At 46.2% G+C, this 21614-nt stretch carries 17 protein-coding genes; 1 reads left to right on the top strand and 16 read right to left on the bottom strand.

Features of this window, described 5'->3' with window-relative positions; translation table 11 throughout:
- Positions 1-48: 48 nt before the first annotated feature.
- The 9 genes from lysA to dnaE form a co-directional block, all read right to left on the bottom strand.
- Positions 49-1359 (bottom strand): diaminopimelate decarboxylase, encoded by a 1311-nt coding sequence (gene lysA / locus BM101_RS03355; RefSeq protein ID WP_087030749.1) that lies wholly within the window; start codon positions 1357-1359, stop codon positions 49-51.
- Between the two features lie 126 nt (positions 1360-1485).
- Positions 1486-2304 (bottom strand): purine-nucleoside phosphorylase, encoded by an 819-nt coding sequence (locus tag BM101_RS03350; protein ID WP_087030747.1) that lies wholly within the window; start codon positions 2302-2304, stop codon positions 1486-1488.
- Between the two features lie 17 nt (positions 2305-2321).
- Positions 2322-3491: a phosphopentomutase gene (gene deoB / locus BM101_RS03345; protein WP_087030744.1), complete on the bottom strand. Its 1170-nt coding sequence runs from the start codon at positions 3489-3491 to the stop codon at positions 2322-2324.
- Between the two features lie 89 nt (positions 3492-3580).
- A complete protein-coding gene (gene xerD, locus BM101_RS03340; RefSeq protein WP_087030741.1) occupies positions 3581-4471 on the bottom strand; it encodes a site-specific tyrosine recombinase XerD in 891 nt (296 codons plus the stop codon).
- 27 nt (positions 4472-4498) lie between these two features.
- Positions 4499-4966 (bottom strand): ferric iron uptake transcriptional regulator, encoded by a 468-nt coding sequence (gene fur / locus BM101_RS03335; protein ID WP_087030739.1) that lies wholly within the window; start codon positions 4964-4966, stop codon positions 4499-4501.
- A gap of 37 nt (positions 4967-5003) precedes the next feature.
- The gene (locus tag BM101_RS03330; protein ID WP_087030736.1) at positions 5004-5870 is read right to left on the bottom strand and encodes a CvfB family protein; all 867 of its coding nucleotides are present in this window, start codon (positions 5868-5870) and stop codon (positions 5004-5006) included.
- Between the two features lie 158 nt (positions 5871-6028).
- Positions 6029-7786: a pyruvate kinase gene (pyk, locus tag BM101_RS03325; protein ID WP_087030734.1), complete on the bottom strand. Its 1758-nt coding sequence runs from the start codon at positions 7784-7786 to the stop codon at positions 6029-6031.
- Between the two features lie 50 nt (positions 7787-7836).
- Positions 7837-8799 carry a 6-phosphofructokinase gene (gene pfkA, locus BM101_RS03320; RefSeq protein ID WP_087030731.1) on the bottom strand — a complete coding sequence of 321 codons (963 nt, stop codon included), beginning with the start codon at positions 8797-8799 and terminating at the stop codon, positions 7837-7839.
- A 330-nt stretch (positions 8800-9129) separates the two neighbouring features.
- Positions 9130-12468, bottom strand: a complete 3339-nt coding sequence (gene dnaE / locus BM101_RS03315) for a DNA polymerase III subunit alpha (protein WP_087030728.1) — start codon at positions 12466-12468, stop codon at positions 9130-9132.
- 139 nt (positions 12469-12607) lie between these two features.
- Between dnaE and BM101_RS03310 the strand changes: the two genes are divergently transcribed.
- Positions 12608-12790 carry a YjzD family protein gene (locus BM101_RS03310; RefSeq protein WP_087030725.1) on the top strand — a complete coding sequence of 61 codons (183 nt, stop codon included), beginning with the start codon at positions 12608-12610 and terminating at the stop codon, positions 12788-12790.
- Between the two features lie 48 nt (positions 12791-12838).
- Here the strand turns inward: BM101_RS03310 and queA are convergent, their stop codons facing one another.
- The 7 genes from queA to mutS all read right to left on the bottom strand — a co-directional run bounded on the left by queA (position 12839) and on the right by mutS (position 21610).
- Positions 12839-13867: a tRNA preQ1(34) S-adenosylmethionine ribosyltransferase-isomerase QueA gene (gene queA / locus BM101_RS03305; RefSeq protein WP_087030722.1), complete on the bottom strand. Its 1029-nt coding sequence runs from the start codon at positions 13865-13867 to the stop codon at positions 12839-12841.
- 14 nt (positions 13868-13881) lie between these two features.
- Positions 13882-14895, bottom strand: coding sequence for a Holliday junction branch migration DNA helicase RuvB (ruvB, locus tag BM101_RS03300; RefSeq protein ID WP_087030978.1), 1014 nt, complete (start codon positions 14893-14895; stop codon positions 13882-13884).
- A gap of 13 nt (positions 14896-14908) precedes the next feature.
- Positions 14909-15520 carry a Holliday junction branch migration protein RuvA gene (gene ruvA, locus BM101_RS03295; RefSeq protein ID WP_087030720.1) on the bottom strand — a complete coding sequence of 204 codons (612 nt, stop codon included), beginning with the start codon at positions 15518-15520 and terminating at the stop codon, positions 14909-14911.
- A 161-nt stretch (positions 15521-15681) separates the two neighbouring features.
- Positions 15682-16110 carry a peptide-methionine (R)-S-oxide reductase MsrB gene (gene msrB, locus BM101_RS03290; protein WP_087030976.1) on the bottom strand — a complete coding sequence of 143 codons (429 nt, stop codon included), beginning with the start codon at positions 16108-16110 and terminating at the stop codon, positions 15682-15684.
- 114 nt (positions 16111-16224) lie between these two features.
- Positions 16225-16836: a DUF937 domain-containing protein gene (locus BM101_RS03285; protein WP_087030717.1), complete on the bottom strand. Its 612-nt coding sequence runs from the start codon at positions 16834-16836 to the stop codon at positions 16225-16227.
- Positions 16837-16990: 154 nt separating this feature from the next.
- Positions 16991-19012 carry a DNA mismatch repair endonuclease MutL gene (mutL, locus tag BM101_RS03280; protein WP_087030714.1) on the bottom strand — a complete coding sequence of 674 codons (2022 nt, stop codon included), beginning with the start codon at positions 19010-19012 and terminating at the stop codon, positions 16991-16993.
- A 9-nt stretch (positions 19013-19021) separates the two neighbouring features.
- Entirely contained in the window at positions 19022-21610 is a 2589-nt protein-coding gene (gene mutS, locus BM101_RS03275; RefSeq protein WP_087030711.1) for a DNA mismatch repair protein MutS, read from the bottom strand.
- Between the last annotated feature and the right edge of the window lie 4 nt (positions 21611-21614).

Below are 21614 nucleotides of genomic sequence, written 5' to 3'. Positions count from 1 at the left end.
AACACTTTTTTCTCCTTTTAAAACTTTATTTGCCCGAAATGCGGTGAATTAGATCAGTTGATCCAAATGAATGAGATCTTCGTATGTTTCACGCTTTACAACAAGCGCGTCTTCACCGTCCTCCACAAAGACAACTGCCGGGCGTGGAATTCTGTTGTAATTATTTGCCATTGAATAGCCGTAGGCACCCGTCGAGAAGACTGCCAGAATATCTTTTTGGTTGACTTTTGGCAAGGGAATGTCCCAAATAAGCATATCCCCTGATTCACAACATTTCCCCGCGATGGAATACGTTTCTTCAGCCGGTTCCGTTGCCCGGTTCGCTATGACTGCAGTATACGCTGCATCATATAGGGCCGGACGGATATTATCGCTCATACCGCCATCCACCGCTAGATAATTACGGATGCCGGGAATATCCTTCTCAGATCCGGTTTCATATAGGGTGATACCAGCATCCCCAACGATGCTACGACCCGGTTCAATCCAAATTTCAGGCACGGGGTAGTCATATTCCCCTGTTTTTTGAACGACTTCTTGACAGACTGCATCTATGATGTCGCTGATTTCTTTTGGTTCATCCGCTTCCGTATAACGGATACCAAAACCGCCGCCCAAGTTCAACACTTTTGCGGTATATCCATATTTATCGCGCCAAGAAGCCAACAACCCAATCATTTTATCGACGGTGTGCGTAAATGCTTCCGTTTCAAATATTTGGGAACCGATATGGCAATGGACACCGATTAAATCGAACAAAGGATTCTCCAATACTTTTTGGATGGCTTGATCGATTTGCCCATTTTCCAAATCGAAACCAAATTTCGAATCCCGTTGGCCGGTTGTGATGTACTCATGTGTGTGCGCGTTGATACCTGGGGCGGTACGTAATTGTACAGCAACCCTTTGATTACGTTCCTTCGTTAAAGCGTTCAGCAAATCAATTTCATAGAAATTATCAACGATGATACAGCCCACTTTATTCTCCAAAGCCAAGGTCAATTCCGCCACTGTCTTGTTGTTCCCATGAAAATGGATTTTTTCTGCCGGAAACCCCGCCTTTAAAGCCGTGTAAAGTTCCCCTCCGGATACCACATCAACCGAACAGCCTTCTTCTTGGATCAATTGATAGATTGCCAAAACGGAAAAAGCTTTGCTGGCGTAGGCAACTTGATAGGAAAAATCATTCTTTTCAAAAGCCGCTTTGAATTGCCTACATTTTGAGCGGATTTGCGCTACATCGTAAACATACAAAGGGGTGCCATATTTCGCTGCAAGAGCTGCAGTGTCCATTCCGCCGATTTCCAGATGGTTGTTTTCGTTAATTTTTAATGTGCCGGTCAAGAGTTGTTCGTTCATATACAGTACTCCTTTACAGTGGAAATATATTTTGAAAAAATCGTTCCTTAAAAGCTAAAATTTACTTTACCACAAGAAAAGCTATTGGACAAATGTACTTTTTGTTCATGGCAATACCGGCGACGGTTATAGTGCGCCTAAAACATTTTTCAGAAGCGTTTTGAATGTCTCTTTTACACGCGTCGTTGTTTCGACCACTTCTCCATGATTCAAGGTAGCCTGCATTCCCGCAGCCAAATTGGTGATGCAAGAAATCCCGAAGACACGCAGGCCGGCATGCCTTGCCACGATGGCTTCAGGCACAGTCGACATCCCGACAGCATCGGCTCCGAGCGCTCTGCACATCCGGATTTCTGCGGGCGTTTCATAGGTCGGGCCGGTCAAACCGATGTAAACACCCTCTTTTAAATCAAGATTCATATCGGAAGCCACCTCGCGGATTCTATCCTGATAATCCGCATCGTAGGTCTGGCTCATATCCGTAAAGCGCGGGCCAATAGCATCATCGTTGGGGCCGATCAATGGATTTTGCCCGGTCAGATTGATATGATCGACAATCATCATCAAATCTCCTGGTGTAAAATCGTATCGGATACCTCCAGCCGCATTGGTCAAAGCCAGTGAATGGATGCCCAGTTGTTTCATGACCCGAATGGGGAAAGTGACTTCTCCCAAGGTGTACCCCTCATAGTAGTGGAAACGGCCTTGCATCGCAATCACTTTCTTTCCGCTCAGTGTCCCGTAGATCAGTCTGCCTTCATGGCCTTCAACTGTAGAAACCGGAAAATTCGGAATGTCGGTATAAGAAATGGCAACGGCATCCGTAATTTCATCAGCCAGTTCCCCCAGACCTGATCCCAGTATAAGGCCGAATTCAGGTTCAAGAAACCCGCTTTCTGCTAAAAATCGTGTTGCTTCTGATATTTTATTTTGATGTCCTGACATATTATCATTGCCCCCAATTAATTCAATTGCTTCAAAAAACTATTGCCGTTTTCTGTTGCTCGTACGTTGAAATTTTCCGAGATAGTTGCCCCGATATCGGCAAACTTACCCTGTCTGATTTTCCCGCGGCCAACCATTGATTTGCTGAAGGCCAGCAATGGAACATATTCACGTGTATGATCCGTTCCAGGGAAGGTTGGATCGTTGCCGTGATCGGCTGTTATCAGCAACAGGTCATCCTCGCGTAAGGCGTCCACTATTTCAGTAAGGCGATTATCGAAATCTTCGATGGCTTTCGCGTAGCCTTTAACGTCCCTTCTATGTCCATAGAGCGCATCAAAATCGACCAAATTCAGGAAGCTGATGCCCTTGAAATCTTTGCCCATAACGTTCAACAGTTGATCCACGCCGTCCATGTTGCTTTTTGTCCGGACGTATTCGGTAATCCCCTGTCCATTGTATATATCATTGATTTTACCGATGGCGATCACATCAAAACCTTTTTCTTTCAGGAAATCCAACGTCGTTTCCCCGAACGGATCCAAGGCGTAGTCGTGTCGATTGCTCGTCCTTTTAAAATGCCCGGGCGTCCCCACATAGGGTCTTGCAATGATGCGGCCGATCATATACGGATCTTCCAGCGTAATTTCCCTCACATAATCGCAAATGGCATATAATTCCTCCAAAGGAATGATTTCCTCGTGAGCAGCTATCTGTAAAACGGGATCCGCAGATGTATAAACGATCAAATTCCCTGTCTTCATCTGATTTTCGCCAAACTCATCGATGATTTCAGTGCCGCTTGCAGGCTTGTTCCCCACGATTTTCCTGCCTGTATGCTTTTCGATTTGTTCGATCAGTGCCGGAGGGAATCCCTCCGGAAATACCCGGAAGGGCGTATCAATATTCAGGCCCATGATTTCCCAATGGCCTGTCATCGTATCTTTCCCGACGGATTGTTCTTCCAGCTTCGTGTAGTAGCCCAACGATTCGTCATCTTTATTGACGCCATCCAATTCGCGGATATTCCCTAAACCCATTTTTTCCAAATGCGGGATATGCAAACCTGCTGCCTCAGCAATATGCCCCAGCGTATCGGACCCAACATCTCCAAATTTTTCTGCATCGGGTGCTTCCCCTATACCCACTGAGTCCAAAACGATCAAGTGAATGCGATTATATTTCATATGATTTCCTCCAATAATATTCTAACTTCGTGAACTACTCACGACTGAAGTCACGAGAGCTCTCAGCACATCTTTGAATCGAAAAGCAATCAAGCTCTAGGATGATATCTTTGATAAATTTCCGTCATTCTTTCCGTTGTGATGTGCGTATAGATTTGGGTAGTGGAAATATCGGTGTGTCCCAGTAGTTCCTGTACAACCCTGAGGTCGGCACCATTTTCCAAAATATGCGTTGCAAAAGAATGACGCAACATATGCGGCGATACATTCTTTTTAATGCCAGCCTGGCGGACGATTTGTTTGAGGTTTTTCCATATTCCCTGCCTTGTGAATCCTTGACCGTGAAAGTTCAGAAAAAGAAAGGCCGTTTCCTTTCTGCCTCTAGCTAAATCCGGTCGGCTATATTGTATGTATTGATTGACCCAATAGATGGCTTCCTCGCCCAACGGAACGATTCTTTCCTTGTCGCCCTTACCGATGGTTTGGATGAATCCGATATCCATATGAATTTCGCTCATTGTAAGATTCACCAACTCGCTGACGCGCAGCCCCGTTGCGTACAAGACTTCCAATATGGCTCTGTCGCGCATTCCCAGAACGGTTTTGAGATCCGGCGTATTCATCAATCGATCGATTTCATCCGTCGATAACACTTTCGGCAGCGACTGCTTCTTTTTCGGCAGCTGCACATTGATCATCGGATCGCTTTCATTCAAACCTTCCTGTTTCAAATATTGATGGAATTTCCTCAGGCTGGAAATCATCCTGCTGATGGAAGAAGTCGCAAATTTTTCCGCATTGAGGTATTGCAAATAAAGCAAAATATCGGCTTTCGTGACAGCATTGAAAGCCACAACTTGTTCTGTCTGCAAAAAAAGTTGATACTTCTTCAAATCGCGTCGATAACTTTGAATGGTGTTATCTGATAAACCTCTCTCAATCCTTAGATAGTGCATATATTCAATGATCTGTTCATCCATATTCTATGCCCTTTTCAATGCAACGCATCATTCATTTTTTTGCGGCAAACGCAATTTTTTTTGGCAATCGCGACAAATGCCGTGAAAAGTCAAACGGTGGTCCTTCACGATGAAATGATAGCGGGATTCAACATCTTTTTCGACATCCCCCAGCAAATCTTCATGTATTTCTTCGATATTGCCGCATTCGATACACAGAAGGTGATGGTGGAAATGTTCATTGCTGGTCCGCCTTAGGTCGTAACGGGACAAACCATCCTCAAAGACGACTTTATAGGTGATATTCAAATCGGTCAAAATTTCCAAAGTGCGATAGACCGTCGCAAGTCCAATATCCGGATGTTTTTTACGCAGCAAAAGGAAAATTTCTTCTGCACTGAGATGTTCTTTTTCTTTTTCCAGCAATACACTGACCGTAGCTTCCCGTTGAGGTGTAAGTTTAAATCCAGCTTCCTGCAGTTGCTTTCTTATACTTAATAATGATAATTCGGTCACTTATTATTACTCCTTCACTGGATTGTGCACATTCCGCCTAATCCTTCTTGATTAATTTTGTTTGTCCCTCTTCTTGGACAATCAGTTTTTCTTTCATTAAATGTCCCAAAGCACGTTTGAATTGCGCTTTACTGATTCCGAAATAATTCTTGATCTCTTCTGGATCGCTTTTGTCGTAATAAGGCAGGCTCTTTGTCGGGCTTTTTTCCAGCAAAACAAGGATCATCTGCGCATCTTCACTGATCGCTTCATGGGCACGCGGTTTTAGGGACACATTCAGCATGCCGTGCGAGCTGATGCCGGTGACCCTGCCGTTGACGACTTCGCCCAAGCGCGGTTCGATTTCTCTTTCGGAAGGGTGGATGAATCCGATATAATAATCATCCGTCAAAATAAATGTCCCCACCATCTTCAGGCGGAACACGGTCCCGGTAATGTTCTTGTTTTTCCACTCTTCCCCAGGAACTTTTGAAATGGAACGGAACACGGGTTCATCCGCCAAGACGCCCCATAGACGATCCTTCTCGTCTTGCTCAAGAGCAATCAACAGTCGGTCTCCTTTTTTGGGCCATAGTGACTTTATTTCAGGCAAATTGTCCAACGATACGACCATTTCCTTATCCTTCAAGCCGATGTCCACAAACACACCTAGATCTTTTCGGACTGCAGCAACCGTTCCCCAGCCATAATGTCCGACTTGGCTTGCAGGTTCCTTCAGCGTCATCCGTAAATCCTTATTCATCGCTTCATAAACAAAACCCTTTACCGTGTCGCCTAGAGTCAATGGGCTCTCTAATTCTTCCTTATCCAAACGATAAGTGACGCCATCCTTTTGCACAAAGACACTTTTCTCATTTTCATCAACGATTATCCCTGTGATGACCATACCTAATATTTTACTCATATTTTTCCTCCAGACAGATTTCTGCCACTCTATTTCTTTCATTCTAACATATCACTTATTTTTTTCCAAAGAGTCAGGCGTACCTACCGTTTCCCTTCGAAAATAAACGGGCCTGAGACATACGTCCCAGGCCCATCCTCAATTTTATTTCAATAAAATTAGATTGTTGTTGTTGCTCCACGGTAGATGATTCCACGACGAGAATCAATAGTGATTAATTCGTTATTTTCAATTAATTCGGTAGCATCTTTTGCTCCTACAATAACTGGGATACCTTTCGCAATACCAACAACAGCAGCATGGCTTGTTAATCCGCCAGCTTCGACAATGACAGCAGCAGCTTTTTCGAATGCTGGTGTGTAATCCTTGTCAGAGTTCTTCAAGACTAAAATGCAATCTTCCGTAGCGTTAGCAATCGCTTCTTCTGCAGATAAAGCAACAACAGCTTTACCGATCACCGATTTGTCGCCGATACCTTGGCCTGAAGTTAATTTTGTGCCGATCAATTGAATCTTCATCAAGTTGGTTGTTCCACGTTCGCCGACTGGCACGCCTGCTGTGATGATGATCAAGTCGCCTTCTTTAGCAAAGTTTTGCTCTTTAGCTACTTTTGTTGCCAATTCCATCATTTCATCAGTTGAATCCGGTTTTTCAGTGACGAATGGATATACGCCCCATGAAAGAGCCAATCCACGTCTTTGGCGTTCAGAGAATGTAACCGCAACGATATGTGATTTTGGACGGTATTTGGAAATCATGCGTGCTGTATGTCCTGATTCAGTTGCAGCAACGATTGTTTGGATGTTCAAGTTAAGCGCTGTATGTCCAACTGCTTGGCCGATAGCTTCAGCCATATCCGTGTTATTGTATGCTTTCAATGCAAATGCATCTTGGCCGATGATAGCTTCTTCCGTACGGATCGCGATTGTTGCCATGGTTGTAACAGCTTCAACTGGGTAATCCCCTGCAGCTGTTTCCCCTGAAAGCATCACTGCATCAGTGCCATCGAAGATAGCATTCGCAACGTCCCCTGCTTCAGCACGTGTTGGGCGTGGGTTGCGTTGCATAGAATCCAACATTTGTGTTGCTGTGATGACTGGTTTGCCTAAAGCGTTACATTTTTTGATCAACATTTTTTGTGCGATAGGAACTTCTTCAGTAGGGATTTCTACACCTAAGTCACCACGGGCAACCATCAAACCTTGAGAAACTTTTAAGATTTCGTCGATGTTATCGAGACCTTCTTGGTTTTCGATTTTAGGGATGATTTGGATGTGTGTTGCATTATGTTTTTCTAAGATTTCAGTGATTGCCAATACATCACTTGCGCGACGCACGAAGCTTGCTGCGATGAAATCGACATCGTTTTCGATACCGAAGATGATATCGTCAGCATCTTTTTGTGTAAGGCCCGGGAAGTTTGTTTTGATACCAGGAAGGTTGACACCTTTTTTGTTTTTCAAGATGCCCGAGTTTTTAATCAAGGTAACAATTTCATTGTTCTCTCTGTCGATTTCAGTCACTTCAAGGTCAATCAAGCCATCATCCAATAAGATATGGTTTCCGACAACGACATCGTTGATCAATTCTGGGTAAGTGATAGAGAATTTATCTTTCGTACCCTCAATTTCTGTCATGGAGATTCTGACTGTTTCGCCGGTGATCAAAGAAACGATTCCGTCTTTCATGTTGTTTGTACGGATTTCTGGGCCTTTTGTATCCAATAGGATAGCGACCATTTTGCCGGTGATTTTTGAGGCTTCGCGTATGTTGACGATACGTGCGCCATGTTCTTCAAAGTCTCCATGTGAGAAGTTTAAACGAGCAACATTCATACCTGCATTGATTAATTTAACCAATGTTTCAACAGATTCACTTGCTGGTCCAATCGTACATACAATTTTTGTCTTTTTCATAAAAAATAAGCACCTCATTTTAAGTTTTTAAAGCGTCTTTCACTGATAGGTTAGAAAGAAATTTCTTTATTGATTTGGTAAAGCGACAATAACGGCAGGTGCTTTTGGTTCTCAAGTGTGTCGATGATATCGTTGAAGACAACTTCATCGCCTTTGACACCGACACAGATACCGCCTTTTCCTTCTTCCAGCAATTTAACCGCATTGTACCCAAAAATGCTCCCAAGTACACGGTCTCTTGCAGAAGGGGAACCCCCTCTTTGGACATGGCCAAGTACGGTGACACGCGTGTGCAAGTCTCCGTGCTCTTCCAATTTTTCAGCGAATTCGGTACCAGACATGACGCCTTCCGCTAACATAATGATTGTATGTTTTTTCCCGCGTGCTCTGCCTTCCTGGATTTCCGCAAGAACTTCATCCATTGTGAAATCCTTCTCAGGAATGACAATAGATTCCGCCCCGCTTCCGATACCAGTCCATAAAGCGATATCGCCAGCATTTCTGCCCATGACCTCGATAATGAATGTACGGATGTGGCTTGTGGCTGTGTCTCTGATTTTGTCGACAGAGTCTAAAACTGTGTTAATTGCTGTATCGAAACCGAGTGTATAATCAGTCCCTGGAATGTCGTTGTCGATAGTACCCGGAATGCCGATAGTAGGAAAACCTAACCTCGTCAAAGCCGCGCCGCCACGATATGAACCATCTCCACCAATAACAATAAGTCCATCAATTCCGAATTTCTTCAATTGCTCGATCCCTTTTTTCTGGCCTTCAATTTGGCTGAACTCAGGGTAACGGGCTGAATACAAAATAGTACCACCACGACTGATTGTGTCTCCGACATCATCGATCGTTAGGCGACGGAAATCTCCGGCCACCATTCCTGCATAGCCATAATTAATGCCATAAACCTCTAATCCGTCATAAATGCCCTTTCGTACGACCGCACGAATAGCTGCGTTCATTCCTGGAGCATCTCCACCACTTGTCAAAACTGCAATGCGTTTCATTTGACTTCACCTCATCAATAAAGTATAAAACTTTCATTTTTTGATAAAAATCTCATGCTTTATGTTTTTTTGAATTTGTCCTTCACTATCTTATCATCTTTTTTTAGAAAAGTCTTTCACTTTCCTGAGTTTAGACTGTTAAAACTGAAAAAAATGAGCAGAAGAGCCGATTACCCAAAAGATATAACTATGTAACGACAACATTATATCTGCGCCATTATCCCAACATTTATGCAATCGGCGCTAGAATAAACTTTCCGTTAGACTCCTTATATATTCCTCAGTTTGGAGCGCCCCTCGATTAAGATACCGATTCCTTTCTCGTCATAACTATTTGACGATGACGTTATCGTTTCCGAAAGCTTCCTTCACTTGCTCAATCAACTCGGATGAAAGATTTACCCAATGTTCCGCAGCCAATCGGACGGATTTCTTCGTGGTTTCATCATAGAGGATAACCGGTTGGTCGCCTTTAAACTTTCCGAGTATGCGATATAATTGTTGGAAATCAGCCGCTTGATTGTGCTCTTTCGTCAAGCGGATATAACAGGTTTTGATTTCTTGGTCAGCACTCTGTTTATACTCATCGGCATCCCATATATGCGTCGCCAGGAAGTTTAATTTATCGGGTTGATTCGATTTTTCCAATCTGCCTTCAACAACAACCATTTGATCCGCCTTGACGAGTTTCATGAAACGGATATAATATTCCGGAAAAATCGTCATGCTCATTTCCCCGGATCCGTCGGTAAGACTGGCAAACGCCATCGGATCCCCTTTTTTCGTTTGGATTCTTTTCACTTCTTTCACTAAGCCCATCGTCCGCATCTTTTGATTCAACTGCAACTCGGCTATATACACGACTTCGTTCTGTTCGTAAAGAGACCCGAATTGGTCGATGGGATGCCCCCTCAGCGAATGGCCGAGCGTCTCTTCCTCCGTCTCCAGTAATTTCAGCAGCGGCAGTTCTGCCGTTTCAAGATACTTGGGTTCCAGAACAGAGAACAAATCAACATTATTTCCGCTGTACTCGATGCTGTTCAGCATACCCGGCAAAGATTGCAACAGGGTTGCCCGTGTGTGTCCGAAGCCGTCAAACGCCCCACTGAAGATGAGCGGCGTGACGGTTTCGATTTTCAGCCATTTCGGATGGATACGCCTTAAAAATTGAATGAAATCTTGATAAGGACCCTTTTCTTTCCGTTCTTTGATGATTTCCTGGATAAAATCACGTCTGACGCCTTTGATTCCGCCCAAGCCGAATTGAATGGTGTCATCCTGCAACGTGAACTTCCAGAAACTGGTATTTATGTCCGGGTACGTCACCGCTATGCCCCGCTTTTTCAGTTCAATGAAATACTCGTTCATTTTGTCGGAGTGCTGGTTGACGGAATTCAACAGGGCTGCAAAGAACGCCGCCGGGAAGTGGGCTTTCATATAGGCCAGCTGGTAGGCGATGAAGGAATAGGCCACGGAATGGGATCTGTTGAACCCATAATTCGCAAATCGTTCGATATAGTCGTAGACCATGACGGCGGTCTGCTCCGTATAGCCTTGTTCCAAAGAACCGCGTACAAAGTGCTCCCGCTCTTTGTCTATCGCAGTTTTTTGCTTCTTGCCAATGGCGCGCCTCAAGATATCGGCTTCGCCTAAACTGAATCCCGCCATTTTTGAAGCGACTTGCATGACCTGCTCCTGATAGACCATGACGCCGTAGGTAACCTTCAGGATCGATTCCAGATCTTCGTGAGGATATGCGATGACTGCCTTGCCTTTCTTGCGGGCAACGAACAGGTCGATCTGCTCCATCGGGCCGGGACGATAAAGGGCATTAACGGCAGCGATGTCTTCTATCGATTCCGGCCCCAATTTCCGCAAAACATTCTTGATGCCGGGTGATTCGAACTGAAAAACGCCGTTTGTATCGGCTTTCCTGAATAATTCCAAGGTCTTGTCATCATCCATGGGAATTTTTAAAATGTCGATGTCCTCTTGATACGCGCTGCGCGCCAATTGTACGGCATCATTCAGGATGGTCAGATTCTTCAAGCCTAAAAAGTCCATCTTCAGCAAGCCGATTTCTTCTATGTTTCCCATCGTATATTGCGTCAGATATAGATCGCTGTTTCTTTTCTGCAAGGGAATGATGTCCACAAGCGGTTTGTCGCTGATGACGACCCCTGCAGCATGGGTCGAGACGTGCCGGGGAACCCCTTCAATCTTCGCGGCTGTTTCGAATAACAGCCGGTTCAGATCATTTTTATCTATCAATTCCTGCAAAGGTTTCGATTTTTTTCGGGCTTCAGTCAAACTGATGCCCAATTGGTTCGGAATCGCATTTGACCATTGATTGGATTCTGCTTGGGACAACCCAAAAACCCTTGCCGTGTCGCGCAGGGACATTTTTGCGGCCAACGTACCGAAGGTGGAGATTTGAGCCACATGGTCCATGCCGTATTTATCCCTTACGTAATGAAGCATATCGTCCCTGCGGTTATCCGGGAAATCCAAATCGATATCCGGCATATTATAGCGCTCTTTATTCAAGAACCTTTCAAACAGCAGATTGTATTTGAGCGGGTCTACATGGGTAATGCGCAGAACGTACGCAACCAATGCCCCAGCCGCAGAACCACGTCCCGCTCCGGGCATGATTTTCGCTCTTCTTGCATAGTCCATCACATCCCACACAATCAGGAAGTAATCATTGAATCCCATTTCGTCGATCACGCCCAGCTCATATGCGAGCCTTTCTTTGTAGGCGCCATCGGCATGCGGCACCCTCTGGTTCAATCCCTCCTCGCAAAGTTTGCGCAGATAATTTTGCGGGGTTGTGCCGGCCGGAACCGGATATTTCGGCAACAACGATTGCTGCAAAGGGATAGTGACGGCAATGCGATCCGCTATTTTTTGCGTCTGCTCTGCTGCTGCAGTCAAATCCAGTTCGGCATATTTCCTCTCTATTTCTTGCAGGGACGGCAAATAATAGGTGCCGTTCAGCTCTTCAGCCTGCAGGTCGACTTTCTCATTCGCATCGATGGCCTTCAAAACGCGGCAACTGAAGGAGTCAGTCGGCTCCAAATATCTTACATCGTGCATGCCGGTCACTGGAATAGTCACTTCTTCAGACAGCTTCAGCAACGAAGGAATCAGCCCCTGCATTTTTTGGTGGATTTGAACCCCCAGATAGAAATCGCCTTCCGCAAAAGCATTCTTCCAAAACAGGCTGGCTTCTCTGGCTTTTTCAAAATCACGCAACCCTAAAAAGTGTTCCACCTCACCCTTTTCGCCCGGTGTGATGGCGATAAGCCGACCCTTTGAGGCAGCCATTAAAGAGAGCATCTCTTGCTGCGATGCCTCGCGGTTCTTCAACGTGGAAAGAGCCATCAACGTTTGATAGCCGCTGTAATCCTTCGCAAGCAAAACGAGGGAAAATGCCTTATCTTTTTGGATGACTCCGGATAAATCTAACTGCATGCCCACAATGGGTTGTATTTCATATTTTTTGCACAGCTTGAAAAAATCGATCTGGCCGTACAAAATATTGTAATCCGTCAATGCGATGGCTCCATAGCCTTTTGTTTTAGCAGCACGTACTAATCCCTCAAGCCTTGTCGTACTCTGCAAAAGAGAATAGGTACTGATTACCTGTAAATGTACAAAAGACATGCGCAAGCCTCCTTTTTTCATAATAATCCTATTATAACGTAACGAGCTGTTTCCAAGAAGCACAAAGTAGTGGAACAAAATATACTTGTCTTAATTTCAAAAAATGCTAAAATTAATTTCGAGAAGAGGTGGAAATAATATGAAATACATTATGACGATTATTTGGGGCTTTATTTTAGGTCAAGTTTCATTTTATATCGGCTCAGCATTAACCGGCGGCAGCTATGATTTCACGTATGCTACAATTACAGGTCTTTTTACAACACTGATTGTCATCCTGATTTCGGCCCTACTACCAAAGCAACTGGCTGAAGCAAAATAACGTAAAAACCTTCACGTGACGGATATTCCGGAACGTGAAGGTTTTTTCTTATTTGATGAACATGGCGTCCCCGAAGCTGAAGAAACGGTATTTTTCTTGGACGGCATGTTCGTAGGCGCCCAGAACATGCTCTCTGCCTGCGAAAGCACTGACGAGCATAACCAATGTCGATTTCGGCAAATGGAAGTTCGTGATGAATCCTTCGACTACTTTAAAGGTATAACCGGGCGAAATGAAGATGCTTGTCCATCCACTGTCGGCCACGATATTCCCGTCGAATTTCGACCCGATCGTCTCCAATGTCCGCACCGAAGTCGTCCCGACAGCATATATCTTCCCGCCATGCTCGCGGACGCTGTTCAGCGCAGCCGCCGACTCTTCCGTAAGTTGATAGAATTCCGAATGCATTTCATGCTCATCGAGATTGTCGACAGAAACCGGACGGAACGTTCCCAGTCCGACATGAAGCGTCACATAAACGATCTGAACGCCTTTTGCTTCGATTTGCTTCAGTAATTCATCGGTGAAGTGCAGTCCGGCAGTCGGTGCGGCTGCGGATCCATTCTCCTTGGCATAGACCGTTTGATAGCGTCCTTGGTCTTCCAATTTTTCCTTTATGTAAGGTGGCAGGGGCATCTCGCCCAAAGACTCCAGAATTTCCAAAAACACGCCATCATATTTGAAGGTAATCATGCGGCCGCCATGTTCCAGAACCTTCGTCACTTCTGCAGTCAGCCGGCCATCCCCGAAAGAGATGACCGTTCCGACTTTTACGCGTTTCCCCGGTTTCACCAAGGTTTCCCACTCGTCGCCGTTTGTGTTGTTCAATAACAGAACTTCGATATGGCCGCCGGTATCGGGCTTCACGCCATGCAAACGTGCGGGCAAGACGCGCGTATTGTTCAAAACGAGCGCGTCCCCTTCGTTCAGTTCATCCAAAATGGCGGTGAAATGCTTATCTTCCAATCCGCCCGTTTCAGCATCCAGCACCAACAGGCGCGATGAAGAACGATCCAGCAAAGGTGTTTGCGCAATTAACTCTTCGGGTAAATAAAAATCAAAATCACTTGTTTTCAATTGTAAAACCTCGCTTATTTTCGTATATCATATTCATAACCTAAATGATCATAGGCCAAATCCGTAGCTACCCTTCCGCGTGGGGTCCGCTGCAATAGCCCTAATTGAAGCAGATAGGGCTCGTACATATCCTCGATGGTTTCCATCTCTTCGCCGATATTGGCAGCGATCGTGGAAAGCCCGACCGGACCGCCTCTGTAAAATTCAATCATCGTCGTCAATATTTTCCGGTCCAGATCATCCAACCCTTTGCTGTCGACGCTGAGGATGGCTAACGCCTTGTCGGCAATTTCCTTGGTGATCAGGCCATCCCGGTATACTTGTGCAAAATCGCGGACACGGCGGAGCAGACGATTGGCCACGCGCGGTGTCCCGCGGGAACGCAAAGCGACCTCTATCGCCCCGGATTCGTCGATGTCGGTGCGGAGCACGCCCGCTGAACGATGGACAATTTTTGTTAAATCTTCAATGCTATAATATTCCATCCGTGATACGATCCCAAAGCGGTCACGCAACGGTGCCGATAGGCTCCCTGCCCTGGTTGTTGCGCCTACCAACGTAAATGGCGGAAGCGAAAAATGGACAGGGTGAGCTGTCGGCCCTTGTCCGATGATGATGTCCACATAATAATCTTCCATGGCAGAGTACAATACCTCCTCCACTATCCTTGGCAAACGATGGATTTCATCGATGAACAAAACATCTCCGGCTTCCAACTCATTCAGCAGAACCATCAGATCGCCCGGGCGTTCAATGGCTGGACCACTTGTGGTATGGATACGGACGTCGATTTCATTCGCTATGACCATCGCCAACGTCGTCTTCCCTAAGCCGGGAGGTCCGTATAATAGAACGTGGTCAAGCGCTTCGTTACGCGATTTAGCGGCTTGAATATAGACGTTCAGTTCATTCTTCAGTTTGTCCTGACCGACATACTGGTCCAGCTTCTGCGGACGCAGCGACTGTTCCATCATATCTTCAGCAAAGTCTTCTGTTTCAGCAGAAACAATTCTATTATCAGCTGTCATATTCATCACCTTATTATCCCTTTAACAATAGCTTAAATGCCATACGCAACACTTCTTCTGTCGTCTTGAAGTCCTCTTTTTCGAGCACAGGGACGATTTTTTTCACTTCACGGTCGGAGTACCCCAATCCCGACAAAGCCTCAATCGCCTCTTCCAAAATCGCTGTCGGGCCGTATCCCGTTCCGGACTCCATATTATTTTCCATCCAGTAGGTATCCGGCAATAAATCGCCGATCTTCCCCTTCAGATCCAAGATGATCTGCGAAGCCGTCTTTTTACCGACACCGGGAAACTTCGTCAAGTAGCTGACATTATCCGACTCGATCGCTTGGATCAAGCCGAGATGGTCATCGCTTGCCAATATGGAGAGTCCGCTTTTCGGACCGATACCGGATACGCTGATCAATTTCAGGTACAATTGCTTCTCGGTGTAATCTTTAAATCCAAACAGGGTAATCGCATCTTCACGGACCGCTTGGTAAACGTAGAACGTTATTTCTTTCTTTAAACTTCCCGAAAAACGAAACGGATTCGCAACCTGCAATTGATAGCCTATCCCTCCGTTCTCGACGACAACGTAGTGCGGGCCAACATAAACTAACATTCCTTTTATATATTCGTACATCATTTTCTCCTATATTCGTATTACAACCGTCTGCATTATAGTCTTACGATACATCATAACATAAAAATGGCTGAATGTGATATTTCCATCCTTCACGGCATGCAAATAATGGCGCCAGAGAACGCAAAAGTCCCGGCAGCCTGTGCCGGGACCCAAAAAATCTATTCAAATAATGATTTGTATTGTGAATAGCCTTCTTCATCCAATTTTTCATAAGGGACGAATCTCAAAGCGGCGGAGTTGATGCAGTAGCGTAAGCCACCCATTTCAGCAGGGCCATCCTCGAATACATGCCCCAAATGGGAATTCGCTTCTTTACTGCGGACTTCCGTGCGTTTGCGCAGCAATTTTCGGTCCTCTATTTCGGCTAACGTAGCGATCGGCTTAGAGAATGAAGGCCATCCGCAGCCTGCATCGTATTTATCGTTCGAGCTGAACAGTGGCTCCCCGCTCACTATGTCAACATAGATTCCCTTTTCATAGAAGTCGTCATATTCGCCAGTAAACGGTCTTTCTGTCGCTTCATTTTGTGTCACATCATATTGCAGAGGCGTCAAACGCTTCAATAATTCTTCCTTGTCTTCTTTCATCAATGCCACAACCCCTTCCTATCATTTTTAAAGTATAGCAAAAAAAAGGAACAAACAGAACAAAAAGGGCTTCTTCCTTGTTCTGTCATTCCTGCAGATTCAGCTGATTCCGTTTTAGAAGAGGTTGCCTAAGATGCTGCCGAGGATGCCGCCCACCCCACCGGACGTCGGAGTTTGCGTTGTTCCCCCTTGTTTAGGGAACAGGTCCGTTATATCGAAGTTGTTGGATGCGTTCTTTTCGGCCTCTTTCGTGAAGATGTCGGTCTGATTCGCAACGCCGTCAGCGTCCAAACCGTCGGCATCTTTTTTGTCCGCTAACATACCCAAAATCATCGGTGCCATCGACGCTAAGACCTTTGCAACATCCGATTTGCCGAGTCCCGTTTGGGCTGCGATTTGATCGACCACTTTGTCTTTGTCCCCGAATGCGTGATCCAAAATCTTTTCCCCATCAGCCGTATCAGCTTTCGATATGACGTCCTCGATGGATGTCACATCTTTGGTTTTGCCTTTGTGTTGCTCCAATGCATCGGACAAGGAATCTTTCCCTGCTTTCGATTCGACATTTTTGCTCAATGCACGCAAAATCAAAGAGATCGCCAAAATGGCCATTTTTGAAATGACGCTCGGATCCGGATTCACCCCTGTTTTGCTGCCCAGTGCCTGAATGGAACTCTCTTTATTCACTTCGCCCATCATATCGGAAATATTATTGATTTGCACCATCTTCTCCACTCCTCCATCACATTTAAACGCTACCAAAATTTTGCATCAAAATTGCGGATAGATGAAATATTATTCCTCGGTAAATCCTTCGAGGGCAATGAAAAAAAGAAAAACTCCGGCTTTCCTTGGACAAGGTTAGACCGGAGCAACTATTTCAATGGGGATCCTGGATGCGTTTGAACATCTTTTCCATATCTTGATTTGAAAATTGAATCAATACGGGTCTGCCATGCGGGCAGTTATACGGATTTTCCGTTCGAGCCAAATCCACTAAGAGTTGGCGCGCTTCTTGCTCGCTCAGATGATGATTCGCTTTGATCGAACGCTTGCAGCTCATCATGATGGCAGTCGCTTCACGCAATTTTTTGATTGAAATATTCCCTTCCTCGAGAAACATGGCAATCAATTCTTTCAGTATCTCTTCCTCTTCGCCCGGGGTAAGCCAAGTGGGATGTTTTTCAACGATGAAACTGTTTTGGCCAAACGGTTCCAGAAAAATACCCATGGCTTCCAGCATGTCCTTGTTTTCCTGGATGAGATAATATTCATTGGCAGGATACTCCAGCATGATCGGAATGAGCAGCCCCTGCAGATGGGTTGAAACCTTGCCTATCTCTTCCCGATAATATTCGTATTTGATGCGCTCCTGGGCAGCGTGCTGATCGATGATGTAGAGCCCTTTGTCGTTCTGCGCGAAAAGATAGGTGCCATGCATCTGTCCAAAATAATACAATTCGGGGAAAGTCCGCTCATTGGCAACGTCTTTTTCTGCTTCATTTTCGATTTTTCTCACGGTTGCCATGATCGGCTCCTCATGCAGCTCCATTGCATGCTCTACAGCGTCAGCATAAGTCTTTTCATCTTCCGATTCCGGCAGCAGGTGATCGGTTGCGTCAACCCCGTCGGCCGGAATGGTCGAGTCCTCCGCCGCACCATCCAGATCGCCCCATTCCTCGGAATCCGGTTCAGGGTAATCGTTGTTCCTGTTTTCGATCAGTTTTTCCAAAGAATGGAAATCATCCTCCCCGGTCGTTTCAAAAACAGGATTGTCCACGGCCGGTTCCGGATTCCTTTTCGGTTCCGCCTCAGAGGCGAACGGTTGAAAGGAGACAACCGTTTGCTCCATCCTGATTGGCTCGGCTTCGGTAGTTCTTTTGAACTTTAAATTTTCGATGCCGCTGGGGATGCGCTGTTCCTGCCTTAAGACAGCTGCTATCGCATCCTGGATCAAGGCGGCTAGTTCTTTTTCCTTGCTGATCCGCACTTCTTTTTTTGAAGGATGGACGTTCACATCGAGCAGAAGAGAGTCCGCTTCAATCGTGATGATCGCTATCGGAAATCTGCCGACCATCAGTTTTGATCCGTACCCATCGATGATTGCCTTATTCAGTGCGTAATTCTTGATATAGCGCCCATTCAAGATGATGGTCAAATAGTTTCGGCTGGCGCGCGTCGTATCCGGCAAACTGATGAACCCCTTCACCTTGAAATCGAGATCTTCGTTCTCGATCCCTTTCATTCTTCTGGCGATTTGCGTCCCATAGACGCCAGCTACGGTTTGCCGCAGGTCATTGTTCCCCGCTGTGCGCAGCAATTGATTCCCTTCGTGAACCAAACGGAAAGCAATTTCCGGGTGGCTCAGCGCGATCCGGTTCATGATGTCGGAGATGTTTGAAAGTTCCGTCTGCAAAGACCGGATGTATTTCAAGCGGGCCGGGGTGTTATAAAATAAATCCTCCACGGTGATGGTCGTACCTTTGCGGGAAATATTCGGGCGCGCTTCTTCCACGATACCGCCCTTTATCCGCATATACTGGCCATTCTCATTCATGACTGCCGTTTCGATCGTCACTTTTGCGACGGAAGCAATACTGGGCAACGCCTCGCCCCGAAAGCCGAGCGAATGGATACGGAACAAATCTTCATGCGTGTAGATTTTGCTGGTTGCATGTCTGGTGAAGGCAAGCGGAACCTCATCCGCCGCGATGCCATCACCGTTGTCGACGACCTGGATTTTTCTTAAGCCGGATTCTTCAATGAAAATATCGATTTGGGTACTGTTTGCGTCAATAGCATTTTCAACCAATTCCTTGACTACCGAAGAAGGTCGTTCAATCACTTCACCCGCAGCTATTTGGTCAGTCAATATTTGAGAAAGTTCCCTGATTTTAGCCATTGTTTCCCCCTACTTTTTTTGCGTTTTCAATAATTTTTTCCAGCTGTCCACCAAATTCATCATCTGCATCGGCGTGCAGTCCTCCAAAGCTAGGCTGGCGACTGCATCCAATACATGTTTTTCATTGGGGGACAGTGAGCTTTCCTGGAAAAGCGCCAACTGTTCCATCTTGTCGGCTGCCGCAGCATCATCCGTTTTATTATGCAGATGTTCCTCCTCCAGCCCATTCAAGATGATCTGCGCTTCGGAAATCAAGCTGTCCGGCATCCCCGCCAGCTTGGCTACGTGGAGACCATAGCTTTTATCGGCCGGCCCATCCATCAGTTTATGCAGGAACACCAACTCCCCATCCTTTTCGATTGCCCCGACATGGACGTTCCTTGTCCCGGCCAAATCGGCTTCCAGTTGGGTCAGTTCATGGTAATGCGTGGAGAAGAGCGTCTTGCCTTTGATGGTACGATGGATATGGCGCAGAATAGCCTCCGCCAACGCCATCCCATCGTAGGTGGCCGTCCCTCTCCCGATTTCATCGAATAGAATCAGACTGTTGTCGGTGGCGAATTGCAGTGCTTGATTGGTCTCGACCATTTCGACCATAAAGGTGCTTTGCCCGGAATACAAATCATCCGCCGCCCCGATGCGCGTGAAGATTTGATCGAAGACCGGCAACTCTGCCTTCTCCGCCGGAACAAAACAGCCCATCTGCGCGAGGATCACGATCAAGGCGACTTGGCGCATGAACGTGCTTTTCCCGGACATGTTGGGTCCCGTGATCAGCAAAATCGTGTTGTCTTCACCCATCAAGATGCTGTTCGGAACGAATTTATCTTTCCCGATGACCCGCTCCACGACGGGATGGCGACCCTCTTTGATGGAAAGCTTCCGGTCCGCATTGCTCAAAGCCGGTTTGGTGAAATGATAGGCTTCGCTGACTTGCGCAAAGCACTGCAGCACATCGATTTCCGCAACCAATTTCGCCAGCGCCTGCAATTGTCTGCTGTAGCCCTTGATTTCTTCCCTGATGGCTACAAATAATTCATGCTCCAATTGGACCGACTTCTCTTCGGCCTCCAAAATGAGCGCTTCTTTTTCCTTCAGTTCGGGCGTTACGAAGCGTTCAGCGTTTGAGAGCGTCTGTTTGCGTTCATATCTGCCTTCCGGCAACGCAGCAAGATTCGCTTTGGTAATCTCGATATAATAGCCAAAAACGCGATTGTATCCGATTTTCAGCGTTTTGATGCCCGTTTTTTCCCGTTCTTCCATCTGCAGCATGGCAATCCAACGCTTGCCGTTGCTCATGGCATCCCGGTAAAGGTCAAGCTGCTCGTTGTAGCCGTCCCTGATGATGTTGCCCTCTTTGATTTGAAGCGGCGGATCATCGGAGATCCCTTTTTCGATCAGCTCGACCACTTCAGGGATGGAGCGCAGTTTGGCGATTGTCCCTTCCCAGACTGCCGGCTCCCCGATTGATTCGATGGCTTGGACCAATGTGGGAATCTGCAGCAAGGACGTTTTCAACTGGATCAGATCGCGGCCGTTGACATTTCCTAAAGAGACTCTGGCAACAAGCCTTTCCAAGTCGTAAACCGACGTCAAAGCCTCGCTGATATCCATCCTTTCAAAATAATGATTGAGGAACGATTCCACTTTTGATTGTCTTTTTAAGATGTCGGTCAGATTGATCAACGGCTTTTCCAGCCATTTTTTCAATAAGCGGCCTCCCATCGCGGTATTCGTTTCATCCAGCATCCATAATAGGCTGCCCTTTTTCTGTTGCGTGCGCAAGGATGCAGTCAATTCCAGGTTCCTGCGTGCATAGGTATCCATCTTCAGAAACTGATCGGTCTCATAGCTTTCAGCTCTCTGCAGATGGGTCAAACTTCTTTTTTGGGTGTCGGAAAGATAGCTCAACAGCAAATACAGGACGTCCCGCGAATCCTCATCCGGGATGTCGGCAAGCAAACTTGCGAAGGCTTCCTCGTCCCTGTTGTTTTTCTGTACGGAAACGAGGATGTTGAACCTTTTCTCCAACTGTTCCTTGAAGCGTTCTGAGTGTTCGGGCTCCAGGACGACCTCTTTAAACGGCAAAGTCTGCAGTTCATTGAAGACTGCATCCTCGTTCTCCAGGTTGGTCACCTTCAATTCGCCGGTTCCGATGTCGGAATAGGCTAACGAAAAGCCTTTTTCTGCAGTCTGGATAATGCCAGCCAGGTAGTTGTTTGCTTTGCTCTCCTTGGCTTTTTCGTCGATATAGGTGCCGGGGGTGATGACCTGCACGACTTCTCTCCGCACCATCCCTTTCGAAAGCTTCGGATCTTCCATCTGTTCGCAGACGGCAACTTTATACCCGCCTTCAACCAGCGTCCTGATATAATCCGCAGCTGCATGATAGGGAACCCCGCACATGAGAATCGGATCATCCGCATTTTTATTGCGGCTCGTCAGCGTGATTTCCAATATCTTCGCTGCCTTCACGGCGTCCTCATTGAATAATTCATAAAAATCCCCCAGCCGATAGAATAAAAAGGCGTCGGGATATTGTTCTTTTATTGCCAAGTATTGTTCCATCATTGGCGTGTTCTTTGTTTTTTGTGGCATTCTT

Source organism: Trichococcus palustris (assembly GCF_900114465.1).
Taxonomy (GTDB): Bacteria; Bacillota; Bacilli; order Lactobacillales; family Aerococcaceae; genus Trichococcus; species Trichococcus palustris.
This window is presented reverse-complemented; position numbering and strand designations above follow the sequence as displayed.

Excerpts from the sequence above, each read along its gene's own strand:
- lysA (WP_087030749.1), bottom strand. The coding sequence starts at position 1,359 with ATGAACGAACAACTCTTGACCGGCACATTAAAAATTAACGAAAACAAC.
- BM101_RS03350 (WP_087030747.1), bottom strand. The coding sequence starts at position 2,304 with ATGTCAGGACATCAAAATAAAATATCAGAAGCAACACGATTTTTAGCA.
- deoB (WP_087030744.1), bottom strand. The coding sequence starts at position 3,491 with ATGAAATATAATCGCATTCACTTGATCGTTTTGGACTCAGTGGGTATA.
- xerD (WP_087030741.1), bottom strand. The coding sequence starts at position 4,471 with ATGGATGAACAGATCATTGAATATATGCACTATCTAAGGATTGAGAGA.
- BM101_RS03330 (WP_087030736.1), bottom strand. The coding sequence starts at position 5,870 with ATGAGTAAAATATTAGGTATGGTCATCACAGGGATAATCGTTGATGAA.
- pyk (WP_087030734.1), bottom strand. The coding sequence starts at position 7,786 with ATGAAAAAGACAAAAATTGTATGTACGATTGGACCAGCAAGTGAATCT.
- pfkA (WP_087030731.1), bottom strand. The coding sequence starts at position 8,799 with ATGAAACGCATTGCAGTTTTGACAAGTGGTGGAGATGCTCCAGGAATG.
- dnaE (WP_087030728.1), bottom strand. The coding sequence starts at position 12,468 with ATGTCTTTTGTACATTTACAGGTAATCAGTACCTATTCTCTTTTGCAG.
- BM101_RS03310 (WP_087030725.1), top strand. The coding sequence starts at position 12,608 with ATGAAATACATTATGACGATTATTTGGGGCTTTATTTTAGGTCAAGTT.
- ruvB (WP_087030978.1), bottom strand. The coding sequence starts at position 14,895 with ATGACAGCTGATAATAGAATTGTTTCTGCTGAAACAGAAGACTTTGCT.
- ruvA (WP_087030720.1), bottom strand. The coding sequence starts at position 15,520 with ATGTACGAATATATAAAAGGAATGTTAGTTTATGTTGGCCCGCACTAC.
- msrB (WP_087030976.1), bottom strand. The coding sequence starts at position 16,110 with ATGAAAGAAGACAAGGAAGAATTATTGAAGCGTTTGACGCCTCTGCAA.
- BM101_RS03285 (WP_087030717.1), bottom strand. The coding sequence starts at position 16,836 with ATGGTGCAAATCAATAATATTTCCGATATGATGGGCGAAGTGAATAAA.
- mutL (WP_087030714.1), bottom strand. The coding sequence starts at position 19,012 with ATGGCTAAAATCAGGGAACTTTCTCAAATATTGACTGACCAAATAGCT.
- mutS (WP_087030711.1), bottom strand. The coding sequence starts at position 21,610 with ATGCCACAAAAAACAAAGAACACGCCAATGATGGAACAATACTTGGCA.